At 57.3% G+C, this 20,628-nt stretch carries 25 protein-coding genes and 1 tRNA gene; 11 read left to right on the plus strand and 15 right to left on the minus strand.

Annotation, left to right across the window (positions count from 1 at the left end; translation table 11 throughout):
• Positions 1–60 precede the first annotated feature (60 nt).
• Positions 61–582 (minus strand): 2-amino-4-hydroxy-6-hydroxymethyldihydropteridine diphosphokinase, encoded by a 522-nt coding sequence (gene folK, locus GVI59_RS11985; protein WP_173574451.1) that lies wholly within the window; start codon positions 580–582, stop codon positions 61–63.
• A gap of 131 nt (positions 583–713) precedes the next feature.
• Between folK and GVI59_RS11990 the strand changes: the two genes are divergently transcribed.
• The 3 genes from GVI59_RS11990 (at position 714) to GVI59_RS12000 (ending at position 3,200) form a co-directional block, all read left to right on the plus strand.
• Positions 714–1,307 carry a LabA-like NYN domain-containing protein gene (locus GVI59_RS11990; RefSeq protein WP_173574452.1) on the plus strand — a complete coding sequence of 198 codons (594 nt, stop codon included), beginning with the start codon at positions 714–716 and terminating at the stop codon, positions 1,305–1,307.
• Positions 1,308–1,389: 82 nt separating this feature from the next.
• A complete protein-coding gene (locus tag GVI59_RS11995; RefSeq protein WP_173574453.1) occupies positions 1,390–2,046 on the plus strand; it encodes a uracil-DNA glycosylase family protein in 657 nt (218 codons plus the stop codon).
• Positions 2,047–2,309: 263 nt separating this feature from the next.
• Positions 2,310–3,200 carry an NAD(P)-dependent oxidoreductase gene (locus GVI59_RS12000; protein ID WP_173574454.1) on the plus strand — a complete coding sequence of 297 codons (891 nt, stop codon included), beginning with the start codon at positions 2,310–2,312 and terminating at the stop codon, positions 3,198–3,200.
• 20 nt (positions 3,201–3,220) lie between these two features.
• On the opposite strand, the gene GVI59_RS12005 is transcribed toward GVI59_RS12000, so the two are convergent.
• Positions 3,221–4,030: a squalene/phytoene synthase family protein gene (locus GVI59_RS12005; protein ID WP_173574455.1), complete on the minus strand. Its 810-nt coding sequence runs from the start codon at positions 4,028–4,030 to the stop codon at positions 3,221–3,223.
• A gap of 164 nt (positions 4,031–4,194) precedes the next feature.
• On the opposite strand from GVI59_RS12005, the gene GVI59_RS12010 reads away from it, so the two are divergent.
• Positions 4,195–4,803: a superoxide dismutase gene (locus GVI59_RS12010; protein WP_099348322.1), complete on the plus strand. Its 609-nt coding sequence runs from the start codon at positions 4,195–4,197 to the stop codon at positions 4,801–4,803.
• A 316-nt stretch (positions 4,804–5,119) separates the two neighbouring features.
• On the opposite strand, the gene GVI59_RS12015 is transcribed toward GVI59_RS12010, so the two are convergent.
• From GVI59_RS12015 to GVI59_RS12025, 3 genes are all read right to left on the minus strand, one after another.
• Positions 5,120–5,641 (minus strand): thioredoxin family protein, encoded by a 522-nt coding sequence (locus tag GVI59_RS12015; protein WP_173574456.1) that lies wholly within the window; start codon positions 5,639–5,641, stop codon positions 5,120–5,122.
• Between the two features lie 82 nt (positions 5,642–5,723).
• Positions 5,724–6,659, minus strand: a complete 936-nt coding sequence (locus tag GVI59_RS12020) for an SAM-dependent methyltransferase (protein ID WP_173574457.1) — start codon at positions 6,657–6,659, stop codon at positions 5,724–5,726.
• Positions 6,652–7,029 carry a DUF423 domain-containing protein gene (locus GVI59_RS12025; RefSeq protein WP_173574458.1) on the minus strand — a complete coding sequence of 126 codons (378 nt, stop codon included), beginning with the start codon at positions 7,027–7,029 and terminating at the stop codon, positions 6,652–6,654. Before GVI59_RS12025 ends, GVI59_RS12020 begins: the two co-directional genes overlap by 8 nt.
• Before the next feature lie 189 nt (positions 7,030–7,218).
• Here GVI59_RS12025 and GVI59_RS12030 point away from each other — a divergent pair, with 189 nt between their 5' ends.
• Entirely contained in the window at positions 7,219–7,800 is a 582-nt protein-coding gene (locus tag GVI59_RS12030) for a DUF4142 domain-containing protein (protein ID WP_232876787.1), read from the plus strand.
• 652 nt (positions 7,801–8,452) lie between these two features.
• Here GVI59_RS12030 and GVI59_RS12035 read toward each other — a convergent pair.
• The 8 genes from GVI59_RS12035 to rfaD form a co-directional block, all read right to left on the minus strand.
• The gene (locus GVI59_RS12035; protein ID WP_173574460.1) at positions 8,453–8,887 is read right to left on the minus strand and encodes a hypothetical protein; all 435 of its coding nucleotides are present in this window, start codon (positions 8,885–8,887) and stop codon (positions 8,453–8,455) included.
• Between the two features lie 50 nt (positions 8,888–8,937).
• On the minus strand, positions 8,938–9,582 hold the full coding sequence (locus GVI59_RS12040) for a hypothetical protein (protein ID WP_173574461.1): 645 nt from the start codon (positions 9,580–9,582) through the stop codon (positions 8,938–8,940).
• 311 nt (positions 9,583–9,893) lie between these two features.
• Positions 9,894–10,469, minus strand: a complete 576-nt coding sequence (locus GVI59_RS12045) for a cob(I)yrinic acid a,c-diamide adenosyltransferase (protein ID WP_173574462.1) — start codon at positions 10,467–10,469, stop codon at positions 9,894–9,896.
• Between the two features lie 45 nt (positions 10,470–10,514).
• A complete protein-coding gene (locus GVI59_RS12050; protein ID WP_173574463.1) occupies positions 10,515–11,444 on the minus strand; it encodes a hypothetical protein in 930 nt (309 codons plus the stop codon).
• Positions 11,444–12,244 (minus strand): peptidoglycan editing factor PgeF, encoded by an 801-nt coding sequence (gene pgeF / locus GVI59_RS12055; protein WP_173574464.1) that lies wholly within the window; start codon positions 12,242–12,244, stop codon positions 11,444–11,446. The genes GVI59_RS12050 and pgeF overlap by 1 nt, the downstream gene beginning before the upstream one ends.
• Positions 12,241–13,305: an SAM-dependent methyltransferase gene (locus GVI59_RS12060; RefSeq protein ID WP_173574465.1), complete on the minus strand. Its 1,065-nt coding sequence runs from the start codon at positions 13,303–13,305 to the stop codon at positions 12,241–12,243. Before GVI59_RS12060 ends, pgeF begins: the two co-directional genes overlap by 4 nt.
• The gene (gene lgt, locus GVI59_RS12065) at positions 13,302–14,141 is read right to left on the minus strand and encodes a prolipoprotein diacylglyceryl transferase (protein WP_173574466.1); all 840 of its coding nucleotides are present in this window, start codon (positions 14,139–14,141) and stop codon (positions 13,302–13,304) included. The genes GVI59_RS12060 and lgt overlap by 4 nt, the downstream gene beginning before the upstream one ends.
• Positions 14,142–14,198: 57 nt before the next feature.
• Complete coding sequence (rfaD, locus tag GVI59_RS12070) at positions 14,199–15,182, minus strand: ADP-glyceromanno-heptose 6-epimerase (RefSeq protein WP_173574467.1); 984 nt, start codon at positions 15,180–15,182, stop codon at positions 14,199–14,201.
• Between the two features lie 135 nt (positions 15,183–15,317).
• On the opposite strand from rfaD, the gene GVI59_RS12075 reads away from it, so the two are divergent.
• From GVI59_RS12075 to GVI59_RS12095, 5 genes are all read left to right on the plus strand, one after another.
• A complete protein-coding gene (locus GVI59_RS12075) occupies positions 15,318–15,653 on the plus strand; it encodes an accessory factor UbiK family protein (protein WP_173574468.1) in 336 nt (111 codons plus the stop codon).
• A gap of 164 nt (positions 15,654–15,817) precedes the next feature.
• Complete coding sequence (locus GVI59_RS12080) at positions 15,818–16,321, plus strand: type III secretion system chaperone family protein (RefSeq protein ID WP_010666019.1); 504 nt, start codon at positions 15,818–15,820, stop codon at positions 16,319–16,321.
• Positions 16,321–17,148: a pyrroline-5-carboxylate reductase gene (gene proC, locus GVI59_RS12085; protein ID WP_173574469.1), complete on the plus strand. Its 828-nt coding sequence runs from the start codon at positions 16,321–16,323 to the stop codon at positions 17,146–17,148. Before GVI59_RS12080 ends, proC begins: the two co-directional genes overlap by 1 nt.
• Positions 17,149–17,175: 27 nt before the next feature.
• On the plus strand, positions 17,176–17,844 hold the full coding sequence (locus tag GVI59_RS12090) for a TetR/AcrR family transcriptional regulator (protein WP_242013073.1): 669 nt from the start codon (positions 17,176–17,178) through the stop codon (positions 17,842–17,844).
• Between the two features lie 60 nt (positions 17,845–17,904).
• Positions 17,905–17,979: transfer RNA gene (locus tag GVI59_RS12095), tRNA-Gln, on the plus strand.
• A 44-nt stretch (positions 17,980–18,023) separates the two neighbouring features.
• Here the strand turns inward: GVI59_RS12095 and GVI59_RS12100 are convergent.
• On the minus strand, positions 18,024–18,293 hold the full coding sequence (locus tag GVI59_RS12100; RefSeq protein WP_010666022.1) for an HU family DNA-binding protein: 270 nt from the start codon (positions 18,291–18,293) through the stop codon (positions 18,024–18,026).
• 245 nt (positions 18,294–18,538) lie between these two features.
• On the opposite strand from GVI59_RS12100, the gene GVI59_RS12105 reads away from it, so the two are divergent.
• Positions 18,539–19,399 (plus strand): rhamnan synthesis F family protein, encoded by an 861-nt coding sequence (locus GVI59_RS12105; RefSeq protein ID WP_173574470.1) that lies wholly within the window; start codon positions 18,539–18,541, stop codon positions 19,397–19,399.
• A gap of 4 nt (positions 19,400–19,403) precedes the next feature.
• Here the strand turns inward: GVI59_RS12105 and GVI59_RS12110 are convergent, their stop codons facing one another.
• Positions 19,404–20,591 carry an ATP-grasp domain-containing protein gene (locus GVI59_RS12110; protein ID WP_173574471.1) on the minus strand — a complete coding sequence of 396 codons (1,188 nt, stop codon included), beginning with the start codon at positions 20,589–20,591 and terminating at the stop codon, positions 19,404–19,406.
• Positions 20,592–20,628: the final 37 nt, after the last annotated feature.

A 20,628-nucleotide genomic window follows, 5' to 3' on the forward strand; every position in this document is an offset into this window, starting at 1 on the left:
TCCGGAAAATTTTGTTAAAGACGTTTCCTACCACCATCCCCGCGACAAGGGAAGCCTTGGTCAGTGCGCGTCCGGCTCCAGCCGTCGGATCGCCTGAGGCGGCAGCGCATCCAGCAGGGCCTGCACCGTTTTTCCCGAGCCCGGCTCTTGCCAGTCAGGCAGAACATCCCTGATTGGCAGAAGCACGAAGGCTCTTTCATGAGCCCGTGGGTGCGGCAGCAGCGGAGCCACATCCGTTCTGACCAGCCCGCCCATGTCGATCAGATCCAGATCCAGAGTGCGGGCGGCGTTCACAACACTCCGGACACGCCCGAATGCGGCCTCAATCCCGTGCAATGCGTCAAGCAGCGCTTCCGGCGCAAGAGAAGACTTGCCCACTACGATGCCATTTATGTAGGGAGGCTGACCGGAGGGCGGAACAGGCTCGCTCTCATACCACGAGGACACGGCATCCACGCTCAGCCCGTCAAGCTCTCGCAAGGCCTCTACAGCCGCCTCGCAGGTTGCGGCGGGGGCTAACAGTTTTCCATCAGCAGGAGCATAACCGGCAAGGTTCGCGCCAATGGCTATCACAACCCGCACCACTTTAACCCTCCAGACTTTAAAACATACCCCGGCCTTCCGGTGAAAAGACCGACAGGACTCCGGCGACACATAACCAAGTCTTAACCTGTTCGCTATACAGTCAGCGGTATTAAAGGAATACAAACTTAATGATCATTCATAACACTGAACGAACCAGCCTCTTCATTGATGGGTCAAGCCTTTACTCAGCTTCTCGCGGTCTTGGTTTCGATGTCGATTATCGTAAAATGCTCGATTTCTTCGCGCGGAGATGCCACCTCCTGAGAGCGCATTATTATGCTGCGATCCTTGATACTGAAGAATATTCCCCCATCAAGCCGCTGACCGACTGGCTGTCCTATAACGGCTATTTTCTGGTGACCAAGACGGCGCGCGAATATACTGATCAGAGCGGTCGCCGCCGCATCAAAGGCAACATGGACATCGAAATCGCCGTGGACATGATGGAAGCGGCTCCCCGTATCGATCACGCCATCCTGTTTACCGGCGATTCAGATTTCCGCCGCGTGGTTGAGGCCGTGCAGCGTCAGGGCGTCAGGGTCACCGTCGTTTCCTCCATGCGCTCTTCCCCACCGCTTATCGGTGACGACCTCCGCAGACAGGCCGACCAGTTCGTTGATCTGGCCGACATTGCTGAAGAGATCACCCGTCGACCAGCCGAACCTCGGCCGCGTCAGTCCCCGATTCGCCACCCGGCGGATCAGTTGAGCGAGCCTGAATAAGGCCGCACCACCCTATCCCGAACACCCCACCCCTTTAACTCCCCGGTGGGGTGGAAGGCTGTGTCCAGGAGCATATGACCACATGGGAGTCGTTACCTCATCTGCCGCCGATCTTTCAGGCACGATGGATTCCATTGATAACAGTGCGGTCTGCCCGCGCTTCGCCATGCCCGGTTTCCGCACCGGACTGGCCGGTGAACGCCTTCCTTTCGGTCCCGCTGACGCCAGCCTTCTGATTGTAGCTCCAGCCTTTATCCATCCGCGGGAAAGTGACGACACGTCCCGCTTCGATACACAAACCGAATCCGTTTTCTATGAAGCACTGACTGAGGCGGGTTTTCTTTCGCGCAGCGTGGACGAAAGTGGCAACATCACGCTGTCCCCTGTGGAAACCCGGTTTGTCAGCGTTATCCAGTCGCCACCGTGTTCCGACCTGCCCCTGCCGTCGGATGTCGTTGACTGCAATCACTTTCTTCGCACCGAGTTGCAGACACTCCCTCATCTGCGTGTTGTCCTGACTTTGGGTGTGCTCGCGCATAATGCGACGCTTGCCGCCTGCGGTGTGCCATTTTCCCGCGTCAGTTTTCAGAACGGCCAGATTTCCAGCATGCCGGACGGCCTCAGAATCGCGAACAGCCTGCTGCTCTCGCGCCACAATTTGGAAACCGGTCACATCTGCCAGCCTTCTTTCGGGAAACTCCTTCGGGAGATCCGGCAGGAAATCGACTCTCCGGAGTAAAAACCGACAAGGCACCCTGTCTGACCGCGCCAGTATTTGAAGATGTGCGGTCTCGCTTTGCCTGACTGATGACCTCGCTCCCAAGAACGACATTCATATCCTTGGGCGCAGACCATTTCCTCCATTCGACTGGCGGCATGCCCTGTTCCTTCATCCGGAACAGGAGGCAGGTCCGGAGATAGTGATTTCAAAAAAACTGTCTTATCGTTCAGGCATTCTATCAGGAGATATTTTCAGCCCCGATAAGAACAGGACTTACCAGCATGCAGATTCTCTCTCCCGAAAATGCGCCGCGCATCGGTTTTATCGGTTTTGGCGCCATGGCCAGCCGGATGGGCGATCATCTCAAGACAGCCGGTTATACAATCAGCGCCTACACACCTTCCGGTCGCTCCCCCTCCCCTTCCGTTCCCATGCTCCCAACACCTCTGGAGCTTGCCAGACAGGCAGACACGGTTGTGGTGTGCGTGCCTGATGACGAAGCCCTCGCCGCATCAATGTATGGCGATAACGGAGCTCTGGCAGGCATGTCCAAAGGCTCCCTGCTGATCAACACTTCATCGGTGTCACCGGAAGCGACAGCCACGCTGTATGAAGCCGGTCAGAAACGCGGCGTTGTCGTGCTGGACGCCCCGGTCTCGGGCAGCACGCCGGAAGCGGATTCTGCCAGCCTTGTCATCCTCGTCGGAGGAGACAGGGAAGACGTCGCGAGAGCCGCGCCCATCTTTGACGCCATCGGCAAGCTCACCATCCATGCCGGCCCGTCCGGTAGCGGCGCACGCCTGAAGCTCGTCATCAATGGGATCATGGGCGCAGGACTGACGACGCTCGCCGAGTCGGTCGCTTACGGTCTGTCCGCAGGGCTGGATCGCTCCATGCTGTTCGATGCGCTCGATCAGGTGGCGGTGATCTCCCCGCATCACAAGCGTAAGCTGAAAGCGGCGAAGGACGGCAATTTTACGCCGCAGTTCCCGGCCCGCCTCATGCAGAAGGATATGCGCCTGCTGCTCGATGCGGCAGCGCGGGAAGCTGTGCCCGTCCCGACTCTGGCGGCAGCCACGCAGCAGCTTTCCCTCACCCGTCGTCTGTCACCGAATGAGGATTATTCCTCACTCATCCGGGTCATGGAAAAAATCGTCGCCAACGATCGATGAACAAAGCGAGGCAGGAGGGCTTAGCGCCCTCTGACGCCCACCGCCATCACGGCCAGCCGGTCACCAACACCTCTGACCGCGCCGGTCGCGACCGGCGGGCGGCTCAGATCCCTGCGAGCCAGAATCGCAGGGAGCATGGCCAGCCTTGCTCGACGGATTTCTTTACGGTCAGGCAGAAATGCCAGTCCTTCCCGCTTCAGAGTGCTTACGATCGTGGACAACCGTGCGCTTTCCAGAAGGTCCTCGCTGTCAGCATGAGCGGACAGTCCAACGTCCGTGAACACCTCTTCCGGTAGCGGCATGCGTCCACTGAGCAGAACCTGAGGCAGATACCGCACCAGCAGCCCTGTGCCGAATGCCGCCCCGGCGCGGGTCACAGCAGCCAGAATCGTCTCATCCTCGATTCCCAGCAGTTCGCCTACCATCCGCTGCATCATGCCCGCGCCATCCAGCATGGCCGAACGCCACGCCGTCCAGTCTGCAAGACGGCACAATTCCGCCTCCCGGGCGTCAATCAGTGTGAGAAGTGGAGCCTTGCGGACAACGCCACTTTCCAGCAGGTCCGCCAGCGCAACCGCAATCTCATGACGGGACTGTCGCCCCTGCTCAGGGCTCTCAATCACGTCACGCCACCACTGAAGCCGAATCAGACCTGCCATTGGGCCGGTCACCGTGCCTGACACGGGCAGGACCAGCGCCTTCGAGAGCTCACAGTTCAGCGCAATGAGCGTAAAAGCCGCCGTTCTGATGGCCTGCGGCAGGAACATCGCACAGAAGAACCGATCCGGATCACATAAACGTGCTGTCGTTTCGCAGTCTGGCTTTTCCATTTTTAATGGATCTCTTTCTGCCATAACTGCGTTGAACCTTTCAGAAAGCTGTCAGCCATCTATCACGCAAGCGTCCCTTGACGCTTTTCCGGGTGGACCATAGCTGTTGAGGGCGGCGTCGTTTCGCCCTGTATTCGTGATTGCAATCCAAGGAGACCATCATCATGGCATTTGAACTGCCTGCCCTCCCTTACTCCTATAACGCCCTTGCCGCCAAAGGCATGTGCCAGGAGACTCTGGAACTTCATCACGACAAGCATCATCAGGCCTATGTGACAGCCCTGAACAACTTCGTCGAAGCCAAGCCGGAACTTCAGGGCAAGTCCCTCGACGAGATCATTCTTTCCGTCAAAGGCGATCCAGCTCAGGCTCCCGTTTTCAACAATGCGGGTCAGCACTGGAACCACATCCTTTTCTGGCAGAACCTGTCCTCCAACGGTGGCGCAATTCCGCCGGCTCTCGAAGCCAAGATCAAGGAAGATCTGGGCAGCGTTGAAGCCTTCAAGGAAGAGTTCAAGAAGGCCGCCACCACGCAGTTCGGCTCCGGCTGGGCATGGCTGGTCCTGAACCCGAACGGTAAGCTGGCTGTCACCAAGACCGCCAACGGCAGCAACCCGCTCGCCGAAGGTCAGGGCACGGCGCTTCTCGGCCTCGACGTCTGGGAGCACGCCTACTACCTCGACTTCCGTAACCGTCGTCCTGACTACATCACCAACTATCTCGACAAGCTCGCCAACTACGAGTTCGCCGAAGCTCAGCTGAAATCTGCCTGAGCCACAAAAAAACAGGCCGGAGGATAATTCCTCCGGCCTGTCTCTTTTTAGAATCATGCTTTTTGTAAACCGGGCAGAAGGCTCACCATCCCTCACCCGATGTCTGTTTCAATTCACCACAGATCCCGGAATGAACCCCGCAGGCTTCCACCCGAGACGGGCGATCTGACTGAAATACTGTCCGAAATAATCGGACCGAAATGACCGGGTCCGTCACGCTTGCAAATAATTCCGCGTCCTGTTCGGCCGGACACACGGACATTCCGGTTTAAAAACAGATAAAATGATCTTTGTAGAAACTGTTTGCTGAAATGAATCAGTTCAGCTTGCCCCAGGCTGCCAGCTGATCGACAACCGCCTGCGGCGTCATCTTGCTCGCATTGGACAAGGCCGCAACGGTGCCTGTGTTGAGGAGTTTTCCTTCCGGGGACACAATCAGGACGGAAGGCACCGCCGTAATTTCGACACCGTAATTTTCGCCAATACCCATATTCGTGTTGTGACGGGAAATATTGATCACCACCACTTCAAAATTCTGGGCGATCCATGCCGACACTGCCGGAATCGCAAGGACGCCCGACAGAGCCCAGCAGTCAGGCGACCAGTTTCCTCCAAAATCCAGCAAAACCGGTTTGTCACTCACCTTGGCGCGGGCAATCGCCGCCTGAAGCTGTCCCTGCGCCATTTGAGGCGCCGGGTAGGGCACCACAACCGGGTGAACCGGATCGTTACCAACCACAGGAGCCGTCGTCATTGTCCGGGCCATGGCGGCCTCCGACACCATACCAGCCAGCGTGACACTGCACGTCAGACACAACACTAATTTCCGAAAACGCATCACATCTCCTTCCCCTCAAGTGGATCCGTGATGTCGTCTTTTCACTGTCACAAAAGACATTCGCAACAAGAGAATGCAAATTTCAGAAGATTCCGTTTTCGGACCAGAAAAATGTCACTTCATGCTTGTTGTGAAACAGATGCGCGAGACGTGCGCCGGGAATGGCCGCGAACTGATCCAGAATGGCGAAATCGGTCTCACCCTGAAACTTCACGCTCATGACAATCCGCGCGGTTCGTCCTGCTTCAATCCATCGTTTGGCCAGCGTCAGAAGACGTTCCGGGTAAGCAATAACATCGGAAAACAGCCAGTCCACACGCTCTTCATTGAGCGGCTCAAGACCAAAGGCGCTTTCCTGTCGGAAACGCACACCCGGCATGGCCGCGACAGACGGTGAAAGCGGCGCACGGTCAACTGCCGTGACATTGGCGCCAAGTTTCGCAATGGCCCAGGTCCATCCGCCCGGTGTCGCACCCAGATCCAGACAGGTCTCCCCCGGCATCGGCCAACGTCCCAGTCGGGTGCAGGCTTCCCATAGTTTCAGATAGGCCCGTGAAGGCGGCCCCTCCCGATCTTCAATAAACTTCACCTCACCCATCGGAAAAGGGCTTGTCTTGGCTTGGGAAAACAGAATCCGGTCGGGAGCCAGAAGTGTCCAGCCACCGAGCGGACTTGTTGGTGGCAACTGCGGAAACACCAGCGGCGCTGCTTTGACGGGCGGTAGCCTGTCGACAATCAGCGCGGCGCGACGGAAGAACTCCACCGGCGCAAGCGACCAGTTCCGCTGCCTGCCTTTCAGCAGACGCGCAGCCTCGCCAATTGAAACGATCGTGTGAATTTCAGGCGTTGTCCAGACATCAAGCGCCCAGACACTGGGTACAGGAGGCGCTTCGCAGACCGCCAGCCGTCCATGCCAGAAGGCTGGCGTCACCCCAAGTCGTTCCAGCTCCTTTTGCAGGACGCCCTCAAATCCCGGAGCGGCGACATAGACACTGCCAACAGAAATATCATCAGTCATGACGAGCAAGAAATCCTACGCCAAGAAGAACCCATGAACAGATCAGGAGAGAACCACCCGTCGGCGCAACGCTCCCCAGATGGTGACCGGAAAAAGCCGTCACATACAGAGCGCCGCAGAAGAGCATGATGCCGGGCAGCATCATGCAACCAGCCAGCGCCTGCAGACGCGAGGGAGTGCGCAGGCCCATACCCAACGCCAGCAGGGCCAGCGCGTGCCACATCTGCATCTGCACCGCCTCACGAACGATGTCTCGCCCTTCCGGCAATCCGAACCGTTCAATCGGAAGGTGGGCAGCAACAGCTCCCATGATGACAGCCGTTGCCGCCATGAAGGCGGCGGCAACGCGCCACACACGTCCTATGGTCATCTCAGTCCCCTCCCGAACACTCCGGTGAACTGTATGGAACTCCGTGCGTTCGGCTTTCGCGCCGTTACCATTCTCGTAATTGCCCAGATCATGAGCGTCGTCGTAACCGCGAGAAGAAGAACCGGCAAGAAACAAACCTCTGCAGACCCGCACCGCCCTCGGGGAAACCCGCAACAAAAGAGTAGAATCATGAATATCTTCAGAAAGATAACTGCCGTTGCAGCCCTTGGCGGCCTGGCCGCATGCTCAATGTCTCAGCCTCCGGCTCCCCCCACGCCGTCGCCGCCATCTTCACTCTCCGCAGCGGACACCACGTTCGTGCAGACGGTGGCTGAAGCCAATCTGACGGAAGTGGCGCTCGGCAAGATCGCACTGACAAACGCGGGCACCTCCGGCGTCAAGAGCTTCGCCCAGCACGCCATTTCCGAGCATACGAGCGCTGAAGATCGTCTCAGCACCATCGCATCGGCACACGGTATTACCCTGCCCACGGCGCCGAATGCTGACGATCAGAAAATCATTACAGAGCTTGGCGGCATCAAAGGCGCAAAATTTGATAAAGGCTACATTGCCAATGCCATCACAGCGCACACAGACGCGGTACAGCTGGCAGGAGACGAAGCGGCTTCCACATCCGATGCCGACCTGAAGAGCTTCGCCACCGATTTCCAGAAAACCGCTCAGGCCCATCTGGAAGCTGCGCAGGCTCTCAAAAGTCATAAGGGACACCCCAGCGTCTATCGTGGCAAACGCCATGTTCATGCCCACTGACACCTGATATTTGTGCCTTCCTCCTGAAAATTTCCGGTTTTCAGGAGGAAGTTTTACATAGCCAACTCTCCTATGCGCCTGTTCATCTGAACACGCACTGCCTCAACGCTTTCTCTGAGAAGGTTCTGATACGGGCAAGAGAAGTCTATTCTTTCCGGAAACACTTCTGATTTATATATTATTACAATATTTTGTTTCATTATTTAAAAATGTATATTTTTACAAATAAAAACAGCAAATTAAAATTATTTCACCAAAAAAAAGTCTCTTCAGATCAAATTCATACGCTCTTATCTACACATTCAAAAAAAGCGCTCCATAAAATATTTCTTCAACAAGAAAGATATGACTGCCATCTCAAGATAAAAATCTCTCGTTAATTACATTCATTATGAAAATAAGCATTCCATTCGATCGAGCCGAATTACGGTCATACATTTTCATCACTCGAAAGGTCTGACGATCCCGGAAACCCACCCGAAAGAGACACGACTTCAGTAGTTCACTCTAAAGTCGACTAAAATTACACAGAAGTTTTTGGTAAAGCTTTTTTCAAAAAGCTTGAGAGAGCATCGTCAAAAAAACAGCCACACAATTCCAAAACCATATCGAGATAAAGCAGATTTCTAAAAACAGACCACTGCATTACTGCTCAGCGCCTGATTTCCCTGAACGCAAAAGCTTCGGCAATCAAAGCGGGAAACAGGAGCGCAGCCTCTGGCGCTCCAATCATAAAACCTGCCAGCCCGTGCATCAGAAAACACAACCAGAGAAGCCATATCTCCCGTCGTCCGATAGCCAGAACAGACAGAAGTAGACCGATGACGACCAGAGCCGCCGGGCCATAGCTATGATAAAGAACATCGGAGAAAGCGCGCGGTGGGATGGCATGTCCCACACTGGTGACAGCATCGCTGATCTGTCGTCCCGTTGTCAGCCATACAGCGAGATTGAAGAGCAGGCGGAAGGGCAGAAACAGCGCTTCCATAATGCTCTGAAGCAGGATCAGAAAACCTGAAATCAGGTTCGGCACCAGCAAGGCTGCAAGCTGGCAGGCAGAAGAGAGCACAACGATTGCACGCAGCAATCCCAGTCGCTCTTTTCTGCCAGATGAAGAATTGACCAAAGAAGAAGCGGTCAGTCTTTCCACCATTTCACGGGTTTCTGGCCTTCTTCATCTGCGTCAACGTCACGCTGGACCGAAGCCGTTTTCGGAGAAGCAGACCGGGCCTGCTGACGGAGCGACTTGATTTCAGCGTGAGCCTGCTGGAGGGCAAGCTGTTCCCCGGCCAGTTCCATTCTCACCGCAGTCAGCTCTGCTTCACGCGTCGTGAGGCTTTCCTTGAGTTCGGCAATCAGAACCTGTGCGTGACCAAGACGGGTCTCGAGAGAACGCTGATGCGTTTCAAGTTCCTGCACCTGACGCTCAGCGTCATTGCGTGCGCGTCTTTCGGCCTCAAGAGCACGATTGTTGAGCTTTGTCTCGCTGTCCCCGGAATGCGCAGGCACGGTGCGGGCAGTCGGTCGCGAGAACGGGTTGTGCTCTACCTGCACATCTCCATCACGCACAAAGCGCCGCTTGCGAAACTGTCCTGCCGCATCCTGGCCGGAGCGCGGCGACAGACGAAGCTGCTGATCATTCTGACGCGGCGCACCGCCACCGGATGCGGGAGCGCTCGCCTTGTGTGACCCCATGCGGTTCAACGCACGCAGGGCTGCTTCTTCAGCATCATGATCCGTAAGATTGTCCTCCAGGAGGTCGGCCTGAGAGGATCTTTTCAATAATCCACTATCCACTACTATACTTTCTAATTTAAGTCAGTCCGGCCGTCAGCAAAACCAGTTCCACCGAAGCAGAAACCGCTGACGTGACGGATCACCAGATGTAACTCTGATTGTTGCCATGATCTGTGGGATTTCGCCGGGACAGAACTGAGCCGACAACCATCTTTTACGAGATTGATACGACTGGTAGCACGAAGCTTTCACTACTACAAGAAACCCGCAGGTATTCTTTTTGTCATGAAAGCTTTCATGGTCATTCAGTCAGAATTTCAGTGACCAACAGACACAAACTGTCCACAAACCGGAAATCAGGGTGTCTCTGCAAACAGAGCGGCACCGGGCTGCCAGAGCACATCCTGTCTGCCATCATCATTAAGATGACGCCCAAGTACAAAAAAGTAATCTGAAAGTCTGTTCAGTAACGGCACAAGAACAGGGTTGATCGTTGCTTGCTCAGACAGCGCCACAACTGCGCGCTCCGCCTTCCTGACTGCCGTGCGGGCAATATGCGCCCAGGCGGCGGGCACCGAACCACCCGGCAGGATGAAACTGGTCAGAGGCACCTGAAGCGCCCGCATTCTTTCGATCTCGGCTTCAAGCGGCACGATAACGCTGTCTGTCAGACGCTTCGCATGTCTGCTGCCTTCAGGCATGCAGAGATCGCCGCCCATGTCGAACAGCAGATTCTGGACAGCCATCAGTCGCTTCGACAAGACAGCGTCCACAACATGGCTCCTCAAGACGCCGACTGCGGCATTGGCCTCATCCAGCACGCCGATCGCCTCGACATGCAGATCAGCCTTGCTCAGCCGCGTTCCGTCTCCAAGCGACGTCTGTCCCCTGTCACCGCCCCGCGTGACGACCCGGTCTATTCTGACTGACATGCGCTCTTCACTTTCCCTGCTGGAATTTCTTCTGAAACGGACAGCCTATTTGTTTTTCTTCGCTTCCTGAGGTTTCGGTATCGGTTTGGCGTCACGGCTCGAATACCGCGTAATCATTTCCTCCACCGCTCCTGCCGCCTCTTCCGCAGCCGCCATGGCGATATCACCCCACATGCCGTCCATCGAATGGGCCGGAATATCGTGAAGCTGGGTCGCTATACCGACTTCCTTGTCGTCCTTGTCAGTCACGCGCCAGTCGATACGGATATTCTGCTGCGGATGCCCCCGTGAGCCGGCCGGTCCGTCCGTCACTTTGACTGTCGTCGTCACGGTAAAGTCCGCATCCGTCCGGGATGTCTGGATCGTATCCTTCATTTCCCTGAACGACACCACAAAAGCACGCGCGAGCGAAATATTGCCGTCACCCGGCGCACCCGTCACACCCTGAAAGAAAATCCGTGCACCGCGGTGCTTCAGACTTTTTGGATCTTCCTCCATGCTTTCGGCCATGACACCGGTCAGAATACTGACAATCTGCCCCGCGCCCTGCTGCGCCGCCTCATGCAACACATCCGGACCACCCGCCGACCAGGCAACAGCCGGAACACCCGGCCCTTCCTGCGTCGCGCGGACAGTGCCCTGAGGCGTCATCAACGAATAAAGCGGCACAATGACGTCACCCCGCTGCTCGGTATGCAGCTTCACCCACCAGTCACCCGACCGGACAGGCTGCGCCATCGCCGGGATCGACTGATCGAGCAGCGCCTGCGTCACCTGCGCCGCCCAGAGCTTTTCGCCATCCGGACTCAGGCTTTTATCTTTGGGGAGCGGAATATCGAGACGGGAGGTCGGAGCCGTCGCCATACCGCCCTTCTGACCCTGCTTGTCATGCTCGAAAGGATGCGGCACCGAAAGACAGCCGGTCAGCAGGCAGGTCGCCGAAAGCGGAAGAAGTTTTGAAAAAATCCGTTTCATCAACCCAGTTCCACTCCGCTTCCTGCTGCAATCACCGAGATCTGGTGCCCGATCGGACCACCGCCTGCCAGAGTGCGCCGTCGATGACTGAAAAAGCGTCTCTCGTCTTTAAGCGTATCCAGTCCCACGGACGCCACGGCTGTCACTCCGGCGCGGCGCAGGCGATCCATGCAGTATCCGGCAAGGTCAAAATGGAAATGGCCTTCTCGCTGACCCGATACGAAAAATGACGCCGCCTGCGCATCCGCCGTTAGTGCAGCATCCCGCATGTCGGTCCCGACTTCATAACTCGCCTGAGCAATACAGGGACCGACAACAGCCACCATCTCCTCGACCGACGCGTCGAGCGCTTCCATCGCGCTGACCGTCGCTTCCAGCACACCACCGACGGCACCCCGCCAACCGGCATGAGCTGCCCCCACAATCTTTCCATCCTTCGAGGCGAACAGAACCGGCCCACAATCCGCCGTAATGACCCCGAGCGCCACATCGGGCCGGGCGGTCACCATCGCATCCGCCTTGCCGCCCTCGCCGGGGTTCCACGGCTCGGTGACGGTGATCACCCCGTCGCCATGCACCTGTGACACACCCAGAAGCGATTCATTCGGCAGACCGAAAAAACCGGCAACACGACAGCGGTTTTCCGTCACGGCAGCGGGGTCATCTTCCGACCGGGTTGAACAGTTCAGGCTGGCATAAGGCCCTTCCGAAACGCCCCCGATGCGTGTGAAAAATCCATGACGCACAAAGGACAGATAAGGACTCTGCACAACCGAGTCTGGTACAAGCCCAGCGCTCATTGCTGTTCTCCCGCTGTTTTTTCTGAAAATCCCGGCACAATCGTGACATCCGGCGAGGCTACAGCCAAGGCCTTGAACAAACGTCCCATCCTGTCGGGGCCGATCAGCCTGTCCAGTCCGGACCGGATCGCACCCGCCTGTTCCGGCGCACTCCGACACAAGGCTTCCGCCCGCTGGACAGCGCCGAGAGCCCGCAGCAGTTCGCCCTGCCCAACCGGTCCATAGCACACCGCACCCGCCCTCTGCGCAGATCGCGCCATCGACGCGAAATCGACATGCGCCGTCACATCCGCCGTACCCGCTTCGACCAGCGCCGACACCGGCCGTCCCTGTCGCAGAGCCTGCAAGGATTCACCTACGCAGGACGTGGCCGTGCCATAATCAATAAACAACGCCACACCCGGCGCTCTGCACAGTCTCTCCGCCACATCCCGCACAAAACCAGCCGAAGCGGGCGAAATTTCGACAACGTCTCCAACAGTCGCACCACGTTCCGTCACGTCTGGCGGCACATCGCTGCAATCCTGCAAACGCCATTGCCCGTCCTGAACGAAACGCTCCTGCCAGCCCGTCTCCGTGCGGACGAACTGACGGATGGGGAGAGCATCGAGAAATTCATTCGCCACCAGAATCATCGGGCCAATCGGCACATCGGACAGGGTGTCGTGCCAGCAGACGGACACACCACACTGAGCCAACGCCCTCCCCTGCGCCTCGCGCAGACGCGGCGACGTCTCGATCAGATGCACGGACAGACCGGCCAGACAGTCCGGCGCGAGACGAACCAGAACCCGCAGCATGTCCGCCATCAGGGTGCCACGCCCCGGCCCCGCCTCCACCAGATGGACGGAAGAGCCCGACGCTATCGGCAGGCTGCGCATGACAACGGCGCACCAGGCGCCCAGAACCTCACCGAAAATCTGGGAAATTTCTGGCGCCGTCACAAAGTCCGCAAAAGGGTCACGTTGGGCGTAGTAGGCCGTATTAGCACGCCCCATGAACGCGTCCAGACGCTCGCCGGGCAACCGTTCACTATCCTGCTGCGGACCCGACACACTCACGCGCTTTCCTGCTCCTCAATGGGCAGGCCCGCATAAACCGGCGCACGAAAGGCGTGGAGCATGAGCAGTATACCAGCCAGAATCATCGGGATGCTCAGGATCTGCCCCATGGTGACGCCAAACGGAAAATAGCCGAGGAACGCATCAGGCTCACGGAAGCACTCGCAGAAAATACGGGCGCACCCATACCCCACCAGAAACAGACCGGCCAGAAAACCGGGACGTTCACGCAGCTTCGGCTGACGCAATGCAAACAGCAGGACAAGAAAGAGAAGGAGCCCTTCGGTCAGCGCTTCATAGAGCTGTGACGGGTGGCGCGGATGACCGTCCGTGTCGGGAAAGATCATCGCCCAGGGCAGGCTCGGGTCGGCATAACGCCCCCAGAGCTCGCCGTTGATGAAGTTCGCTATTCTTCCGAAGCCGAGCCCGATCGGCACGATGGTCGTCACACGATCCGCAAAGGCCAGAAATTTCAGCCCATAGCGACGACAGAACAGCAGCATCGCCAGAATGACGCCGATGGTTCCGCCATGGAAGGACATGCCGCCCTGCCAGACGGCGAAGATCTGGGCCGGGTGCGCCAAAAAAGCCATTGGCTGATAAAACAGCACATAGCCAAGACGGCCACCGAGCACGATGCCCAGCGTGACCCAGACGAGAAAATCATCGGCCAGTTCCGGGGAGGCTACCCGCGGCGCCCATGTAACCAGCCTTTTCAGAAGCTGGATACCGATAACGATGCCCGCGATATAGGCCAGCGCATACCAGCGGACCGCAAGCGGGCCGAGGTGCACGAGCACCGGGTCGAACTGCGGAAACATGAGCACAGGCAGCATGCGGGAACTTTCCTGATATCCAGCCCTGCGCGGGCTCTCAACGTGATGAAGAAAAAGTCAGAGGTAGGGGTCGGCCTTCGAGAGGTGATCCCTGACATACTGGTGAACGCCGTCCTCAAGACTGGTGAAGGAGGCCGTATAACCGGCGGCGCGCAATCGGGACATATCCGCCTGCGTGAACGACTGATACTGCCCGCGCAGACTGTCCGGCATGTCGACATATTCGACAGCCCGCTTCACGCCCGCCGCGTCACAGACGGCATTGGCCAGATCGAGATAGGTCCGGGCCTCGCCTGTGCCACAGTTGAAGAGGCCGTTGACGGTCTGATTGTCATACAGCCAGAGCATGACCTTCACGACGTCACCGACCCAGATGAAATCGCGCTTCTGCTGGCCATCGGCGATGTCGGCACGATCCGAACGGAACAGGCGGGCTGGATGACCCTGCCGTACCTCGTCGTACTTCACCTTCACGACCGAGATCATGTTGCCCTTGTGATACTCGTTGGGGCCGTAGACGTTGAAGAATTTCAGACCGGCCCATTGCGGAGGACGGGCGATGCCCCGTTCCAGAGACCGCATCACATTCAGATCGAACGCCTGTTTCGACCAGCCATACAGATTCAGGGGCTCAAGCGAGGACAGCAGCGCCGGATCATCGGAAAACAGCGAGGGCTCGTCAGCCGCGCCATAAGTCGCAGCAGACGACGCGTAGAAGAACCGCACCCCCTGCTGCGCACACCATGACCAGAGCCGCTCGGAGAGGGAGACGTTGGTGCGCCAGACGAGGTCGCCGTCACGCGCCGTTGTCGTGCTGATCGCCCCCATGTGGAAGACGGCTTCAGCCTTGACGGTATCGTCATTCAGGAGCGTCTCAAGGTCTTCCGGCGCAACGATGCGGACAGGGATATGACGGCGCAGATTGCGCCACTTCTCTCCATCCCGGAGACGATCGACAACCACGATATCCAGCCCGCGTGCACAGAGCGCCGCAACCAGACACGATCCGATGAATCCGGCGCCGCCGGTGACGATAATCATGAATTCAGCCTTATAACGATGAGCGTGCGCAGAGGACAGAGGGTGTGGGTTGGATTAATCCTCTTTCAACGCTTATAAGTAAGACTTCACAACAGGGCTGGCCTGAACGGCCCTGCCACACCGAGGAGCACCGGAATGGCTGACAGACCGCGTATTTTTGATGATCTTGCTGGCGTTGCCGGCGGCGCGATCTCTGCCTTTGCCGGCGTGAAGGAAGAGATCAACGCGCTGGTCCGCTCGCGCGTCGATGAAGTCCTCGGCCAGTTACAGGTCGTACGCCGCGAGGAATTCGAAGTCGTCAAGGAACTCGCCGCCAACGCCCGTATGGCCGGAGAAGAGGCCGAGCAGCGCATCGCCGCCCTGGAAAAACGTGTCGCTGATCTTGAGGAAACAAGCACAGCGCCTACGCACACCGGTCACGATGATCAGGGTTCCGGCTGGAGCGGAGACAGCACCGCCTTTCCGAACTGAAAATAACAGGTCGGAGTGTCACAAAAACAGTCACGGCTCATCTTGCCGGGAACGGCACGGGTCCATAGGCTGAACAGTGTGGCGAGTCGGGTGACTGCTCGCCATTGATTCGCAGACGAAACCACTCCGTAACGGAGAAGCGTTTCATGGCTTGGGAGGCCTGCATGCCCGCTCTGACGATGACCACCTCCACTCCCAACTCCAACCCGATCGATCTGATGGAACAGATCGTCTGTGGGTACGAATGGGCGTTCGACCGGCGCAATTCATCCGAGATGGCGGCCGAAGCACCCGGCAAATGGTGCGATTACGGTCTTTATTTCTCATGGTCGGCCGAACTCAGCGCCATGCATTTCACCTGCACCTTCGACCTGAAAGTGCCGGAACCACAGCGCAAGGCTCTCTTCGAACTGATCGCCCTGGCCAATGAGCGGCTCTGGATCGGTCACTTCGCGCTCGATGTCGAAAGCGGAACGCCCATGTTCCGCCACGCCGTTCTGCTGCGTGGCGCTCCGGGGGCTTCCATGGAGAGTCTGGAAGACATGGTGGATATCGCCATCACAGAATGTGAGCGCTTCTACCCGGCTTTCCAGTTCGTGCTCTGGGGCGGCAAGGCTCCGGCCGAGGCGCTTGAAGCCGCCATGCTCGACTGCATGGGCGAAGCCTGATGACGGAGCCTCTCCCTCCCCTCCTTCTGGTCGGATGCGGCCAGATGGGAGGGGCTCTCCTCGAAGCCTGGATCAAGAACGGTCTTGCGCCTTCCGTCATCATGGATCGTCACCGTGACACGGTGGCTACCCCGCACACCATCGTGCGGGAACTGTCGAAAATCCCTGAAGATTTCATGCCTGAGGCGGTGATTCTCGCGGTCAAGCCGCAGAAAGCCGCCCCGGTGATGGAAGAACTCGCAACGCTACGTCCCGATATCGCGGCGCGGTCCGTCTTCGTGTCCGTCATGGCGGGCCTGACCGCGGGTTCGATCGCAGAGCGCCTTCGCGGCAAGTCACCGGAGGCAACACCTGCCGTCGTGCGCGCCATGCCCAACACGCCCTGCTCCATCGGGCAAGGCATGACAGGGCTCTACAGGGCGCCCGGCGTTACAGATCGTCAGGAAAAACTCTGTGACCGGCTGCTTTCGGCTGTCGGCGCGACCGTCTGGGTTTCCGAAGAAGATCAGATCAACGCGGTCACAGCCATTTCCGGCAGTGGCCCCGCCTATGTCTTCCTGCTGGCCGAATTGCTGGAAGAAGCCGCTGTCGGGCTTGGGCTACCGGCTGATGTCGCACGCATACTGGCCCGCAAGACTGTCTCCGGCGCTGGAGCCCTGCTCGATCACAGCCCGGAAGACGCCGCCGAGCTCCGCCGTCGCGTAACCAGTCCCGGCGGCACTACCGCTGCGGCCCTTGCCGTGCTCAGCGCGCCGGCAAACTGGCCGTCCGCCATCCCCGAAGCCGTCGCAGCCGCCGCCCGGCGTGCTCGCGAACTCGCTTCCTGAACCTCTCCGACATCAAGAGCCTTTCCCATGCCAATGGAAGAAGAAGACGACCAGTTCGACTCCACCCTGCTTGAAGCCGCGATGTCCCTCGCCGCCAGCAAGGGCTGGGGCAGCCTGTCAATGCCCGAGATCGCCCGACATGCCGGTCTGGATGTAGGGGAGGTCCGCTGCCGTTATCCGTTCAAGACGTCTGTGCTGCTGCTTCTGGGGCAACTGGCGGATCGTTCAGCGCTGATTGACGATGGTTCGCTCGGAACCTCACGGGAAATGCTCTTCGATCTGATGATGCGGCGCTTCGACGTTTTTCAGCAATATCGTCCCGGCGTGCTCTCCGTCCTGAAGACCCTGCCGTTCGATCCTCTTGTCACGATCATTCTGGGAGGCGCCACGGTTGACAGCATGCGCTGGATCGCCGGAGCGGCAGGCATACAGACCAGTGGCATTGAAGGGGCTCTACGGGTCCAGGGCGTTGTCGCCTTGTGGACCTACGCTCTTCGCTCATGGGAAAAAGATGACAGCGAAGATCTCGGCCTGACGATGATCGCTCTTGAGTCCGGTCTGGACCGCGCCGAGAGAATGGGGCTTTTCCGCAATGCGGTGGCCCTGAAGTCTGAGACCGGCGGTGACGAGACGTCAAACCTCCTGACGTCTGAAGCTGGCGATGCCAGTTTCAATGATTTTCAGGACGGGAAATAAGACAAAATCACTCTTTACGCAGGCGTGGAGCCAGATTAGAACATCTCCACGAACTGCTTATGGGGTGTAGCCAAGCGGTAAGGCAGCGGATTTTGATTCCGCCATGCGGAGGTTCGATCCCTCCCACCCCAGCCAGAAAGCGGTATGACGGTTGATTAAACCGTCATACCAATCCTTCTTCAGACAGCTTTCTTCAGGTTCGGGCTTGCCTTGAAACGCACTGTCTTGCCAGCCTTCACCTTGACCGGCTCACCCGTACGCGGGTTCAGGGCCTTGCGGGCCTTGGTCTTCTTGACCGTAAAAGTACCGAAAGACGGAAGTGTAAACCCGCCGTCCCGCTTCAGTTCCTTCACAATTGCATCCATAAGATCAGCAGCAGCCTTATTTGCGGCCACCCCTGTGCAATTGATCGAATCCTGGATGACCGCAGCAATAAAAGCTTTACTCATGGACCACTCACGCTCCTGGGATGCTTACCAAGACCAGCGGCATGGATCACTGCTGTCCATAACGCGCCACTGGCCAATAACGCGGTTATTAGCGTGGACATTTTAAAGAAACCAGAAAAAAATACCGAAAAATGCCAACTCGCCATAAAAAATCGAAAGAAAAGCTCATCGCGTAGCTTGAACGTCACGTTTTATAATGGATATCAGACCCGCTGGACGGCCATTTTCGTGTGAGGATCATATTCGTGTCAGACGCCATCTGCCTCTTTGCCTCATACGAGCCGACAGGACATATCCCACCCCATACCGCTTATTACTTATCCGAACTGACCCGCTGCGGCTTCACCGTACATCTCGCTCTGTCTGGCTGCGAGGATATCCCTGCCGACACTCTGGATTTCTGCCAGAGCACCACAATAACACCCTGGATCCGTCCGAACTCGGGTCATGATTTTGGCGCATGGAAAGACCTGATCCTATGGGGGTGCGCCGAGCAGGCCTCCCGGATCTTACTGGCTAACGACAGTGTCTTTGGCCCATTTTCATCGCTCTCAAAACTGTTTGCACGCATGGAACAGAGAGAAGCTGATGTCTGGGGCGTTGTTGAATCTCTTGATGTCCTGCCCCATCTCCAATCATGGTTTGTCTGTTTCGAGCATCACAGCTTTCACGCCCCGGCCATCCAGCGTGTTCTTCTTCAGGATTTCACGCATATGACACGGCAAGAACTGATCTGGCACGGCGAAATGGGACTGGCGGTTGCCTGTCAGACAGAGAACCTGCGAACAGCAGCCGCCTGGAGCGATAGAGAAAGCATCCTGTCCAGAACGATAAAAAAAACTAACGCAATGCATTTACGCTGGCGGAATCTCCTACAGACCGAGGCCGTGCCCTTCATCAAAACCGAGTTGCTGCGGGATAATGTTTCTCGACTTGCGTCAGTCAGGCACTGGAAAGACGCCCTTCCGGAACAAAGTGTTTTCCAGACGAGTTGGATCGAAGAGTACCTGAAACAGAACCCTCCACGCCCCAACCGACCACAAATCAACTTAAAAGGTCGGCTGTTCTATAATCTTGCCGAACACATTACTGGAAGATCCTCTTAACCGGTCATGACATGCTGTACGTTGTGTCTTTTTCCACAGGCACACCAGCATGCGCATGTTTATCGATCATGCGCTCAAAAGCCTGTCTGATCCGCGTGATACAGGCGCTTTTATACGGAAAGATATCGTCTGGATCGCGATCATGCACGATCATGGCCGTCTCTACTTCAAACACGACCAGCGTTTCATCCTGCAGAACACCGAAATCCAGTCCAAAATAATCCAGTCCAATACGCTGAGGAATCCCATAAAGCGCCTCCATCACCGAAGATGGAAAAATGGCTGTCATATCCAGCATGAACCGCGCTTCTTCCGCCCGCCTCTCAGGAAACTGCTCCATTTTCGCGTTATAATACCAGATAGCCCAGTCATCATGGATAGCGAGGTGAACGGGATACGGCACACCATCAACGAAAACGACCCTGTACTTCCTGTAGAGTCCGTCTTTACTCACATAATCAATGAACTGGGTCACGTAATAAGACCCGGACGCACCCGTTTCATGGACATAGCGATCAAAGTCCGCACGATTATCAATACGGGCCAGACTGTCTCCCGCATGGGACGAAACAGGTCTTACCAGCAAGGGGAAACTGGGAAGCGTATCAAAAGGTGCGCAGACCACGCGGCAGGCCGGCACTAAAAGTCCCGGGATGTTTTCCAGAATTTCCGGCACCATTGAGCGCGCCATCTGCATGATGCGCTCTTCCCCATTCAGAACGGGAACTCCTGAAGTCCTGCCAATAGCTTCCGCTTCAAGGATTGCAGCCGTCTGACGGGCATCCTCGCCCATTGCGAGGACAACCGCATCGGGTTTCAGTTTTCTTATTCTTTCCGCCAACTCTTCGCGTCTGTCCGGCTCACCTGAGACCCACATCGTGTAAAGGGCGGTACTGTCATCCAGCAGCATGGCAAGAGGGGCATTGGCCTGAAACGTGCCGGGCACATTCAGCACGACAATCCGTCGCACAGCGCCCTCGTCAGATCTGTCCGGTCGTTGGACAGGGTCCAGATGCATCGCAGCCTTGAGATGACTCAGGGCAGCCGCCTCATCACCACAAGCCTGACACATTTCCCATAAGCGGTAATGGAGTTGCGCCTGCTCCCCTGCCGTCCCGGCAACTTTCAGTCGGGCAAGCAGGGTTTCGCGTGCAAGCAAAGGATCATTGGAGAATTCAGCGAGATCAAGCATGACCCTAGAGTAATCGGGCACCCCTCAACGGAGAGTA

The organism is Acetobacter sicerae (assembly GCF_011516765.1).
Classification (GTDB): Bacteria; Pseudomonadota; Alphaproteobacteria; order Acetobacterales; family Acetobacteraceae; genus Acetobacter; species Acetobacter sicerae.

What these genes read in the sequence shown, in the direction of transcription:
- GVI59_RS11990 (WP_173574452.1), top strand. Translation starts at nt 714, where the DNA reads ATGATCATTCATAACACTGAACGAACCAGCCTCTTCATTGATGGGTCA.
- GVI59_RS11995 (WP_173574453.1), top strand. Translation starts at nt 1,390, where the DNA reads ATGGGAGTCGTTACCTCATCTGCCGCCGATCTTTCAGGCACGATGGAT.
- GVI59_RS12000 (WP_173574454.1), top strand. Translation starts at nt 2,310, where the DNA reads ATGCAGATTCTCTCTCCCGAAAATGCGCCGCGCATCGGTTTTATCGGT.
- GVI59_RS12005 (WP_173574455.1), bottom strand. Translation starts at nt 4,030, where the DNA reads ATGGAAAAGCCAGACTGCGAAACGACAGCACGTTTATGTGATCCGGAT.
- GVI59_RS12010 (WP_099348322.1), top strand. Translation starts at nt 4,195, where the DNA reads ATGGCATTTGAACTGCCTGCCCTCCCTTACTCCTATAACGCCCTTGCC.
- GVI59_RS12015 (WP_173574456.1), bottom strand. Translation starts at nt 5,641, where the DNA reads ATGCGTTTTCGGAAATTAGTGTTGTGTCTGACGTGCAGTGTCACGCTG.
- GVI59_RS12020 (WP_173574457.1), bottom strand. Translation starts at nt 6,659, where the DNA reads ATGACTGATGATATTTCTGTTGGCAGTGTCTATGTCGCCGCTCCGGGA.
- GVI59_RS12025 (WP_173574458.1), bottom strand. Translation starts at nt 7,029, where the DNA reads ATGACCATAGGACGTGTGTGGCGCGTTGCCGCCGCCTTCATGGCGGCA.
- GVI59_RS12030 (WP_232876787.1), top strand. Translation starts at nt 7,219, where the DNA reads ATGAATATCTTCAGAAAGATAACTGCCGTTGCAGCCCTTGGCGGCCTG.
- GVI59_RS12045 (WP_173574462.1), bottom strand. Translation starts at nt 10,469, where the DNA reads ATGTCAGTCAGAATAGACCGGGTCGTCACGCGGGGCGGTGACAGGGGA.
- GVI59_RS12050 (WP_173574463.1), bottom strand. Translation starts at nt 11,444, where the DNA reads ATGAAACGGATTTTTTCAAAACTTCTTCCGCTTTCGGCGACCTGCCTG.
- pgeF (WP_173574464.1), bottom strand. Translation starts at nt 12,244, where the DNA reads ATGAGCGCTGGGCTTGTACCAGACTCGGTTGTGCAGAGTCCTTATCTG.
- lgt (WP_173574466.1), bottom strand. Translation starts at nt 14,141, where the DNA reads ATGCTGCCTGTGCTCATGTTTCCGCAGTTCGACCCGGTGCTCGTGCAC.
- rfaD (WP_173574467.1), bottom strand. Translation starts at nt 15,182, where the DNA reads ATGATTATCGTCACCGGCGGCGCCGGATTCATCGGATCGTGTCTGGTT.
- GVI59_RS12075 (WP_173574468.1), top strand. Translation starts at nt 15,318, where the DNA reads ATGGCTGACAGACCGCGTATTTTTGATGATCTTGCTGGCGTTGCCGGC.
- GVI59_RS12080 (WP_010666019.1), top strand. Translation starts at nt 15,818, where the DNA reads ATGCCCGCTCTGACGATGACCACCTCCACTCCCAACTCCAACCCGATC.
- proC (WP_173574469.1), top strand. Translation starts at nt 16,321, where the DNA reads ATGACGGAGCCTCTCCCTCCCCTCCTTCTGGTCGGATGCGGCCAGATG.
- GVI59_RS12090 (WP_242013073.1), top strand. Translation starts at nt 17,176, where the DNA reads ATGCCAATGGAAGAAGAAGACGACCAGTTCGACTCCACCCTGCTTGAA.
- GVI59_RS12100 (WP_010666022.1), bottom strand. Translation starts at nt 18,293, where the DNA reads ATGAGTAAAGCTTTTATTGCTGCGGTCATCCAGGATTCGATCAATTGC.
- GVI59_RS12110 (WP_173574471.1), bottom strand. Translation starts at nt 20,591, where the DNA reads ATGCTTGATCTCGCTGAATTCTCCAATGATCCTTTGCTTGCACGCGAA.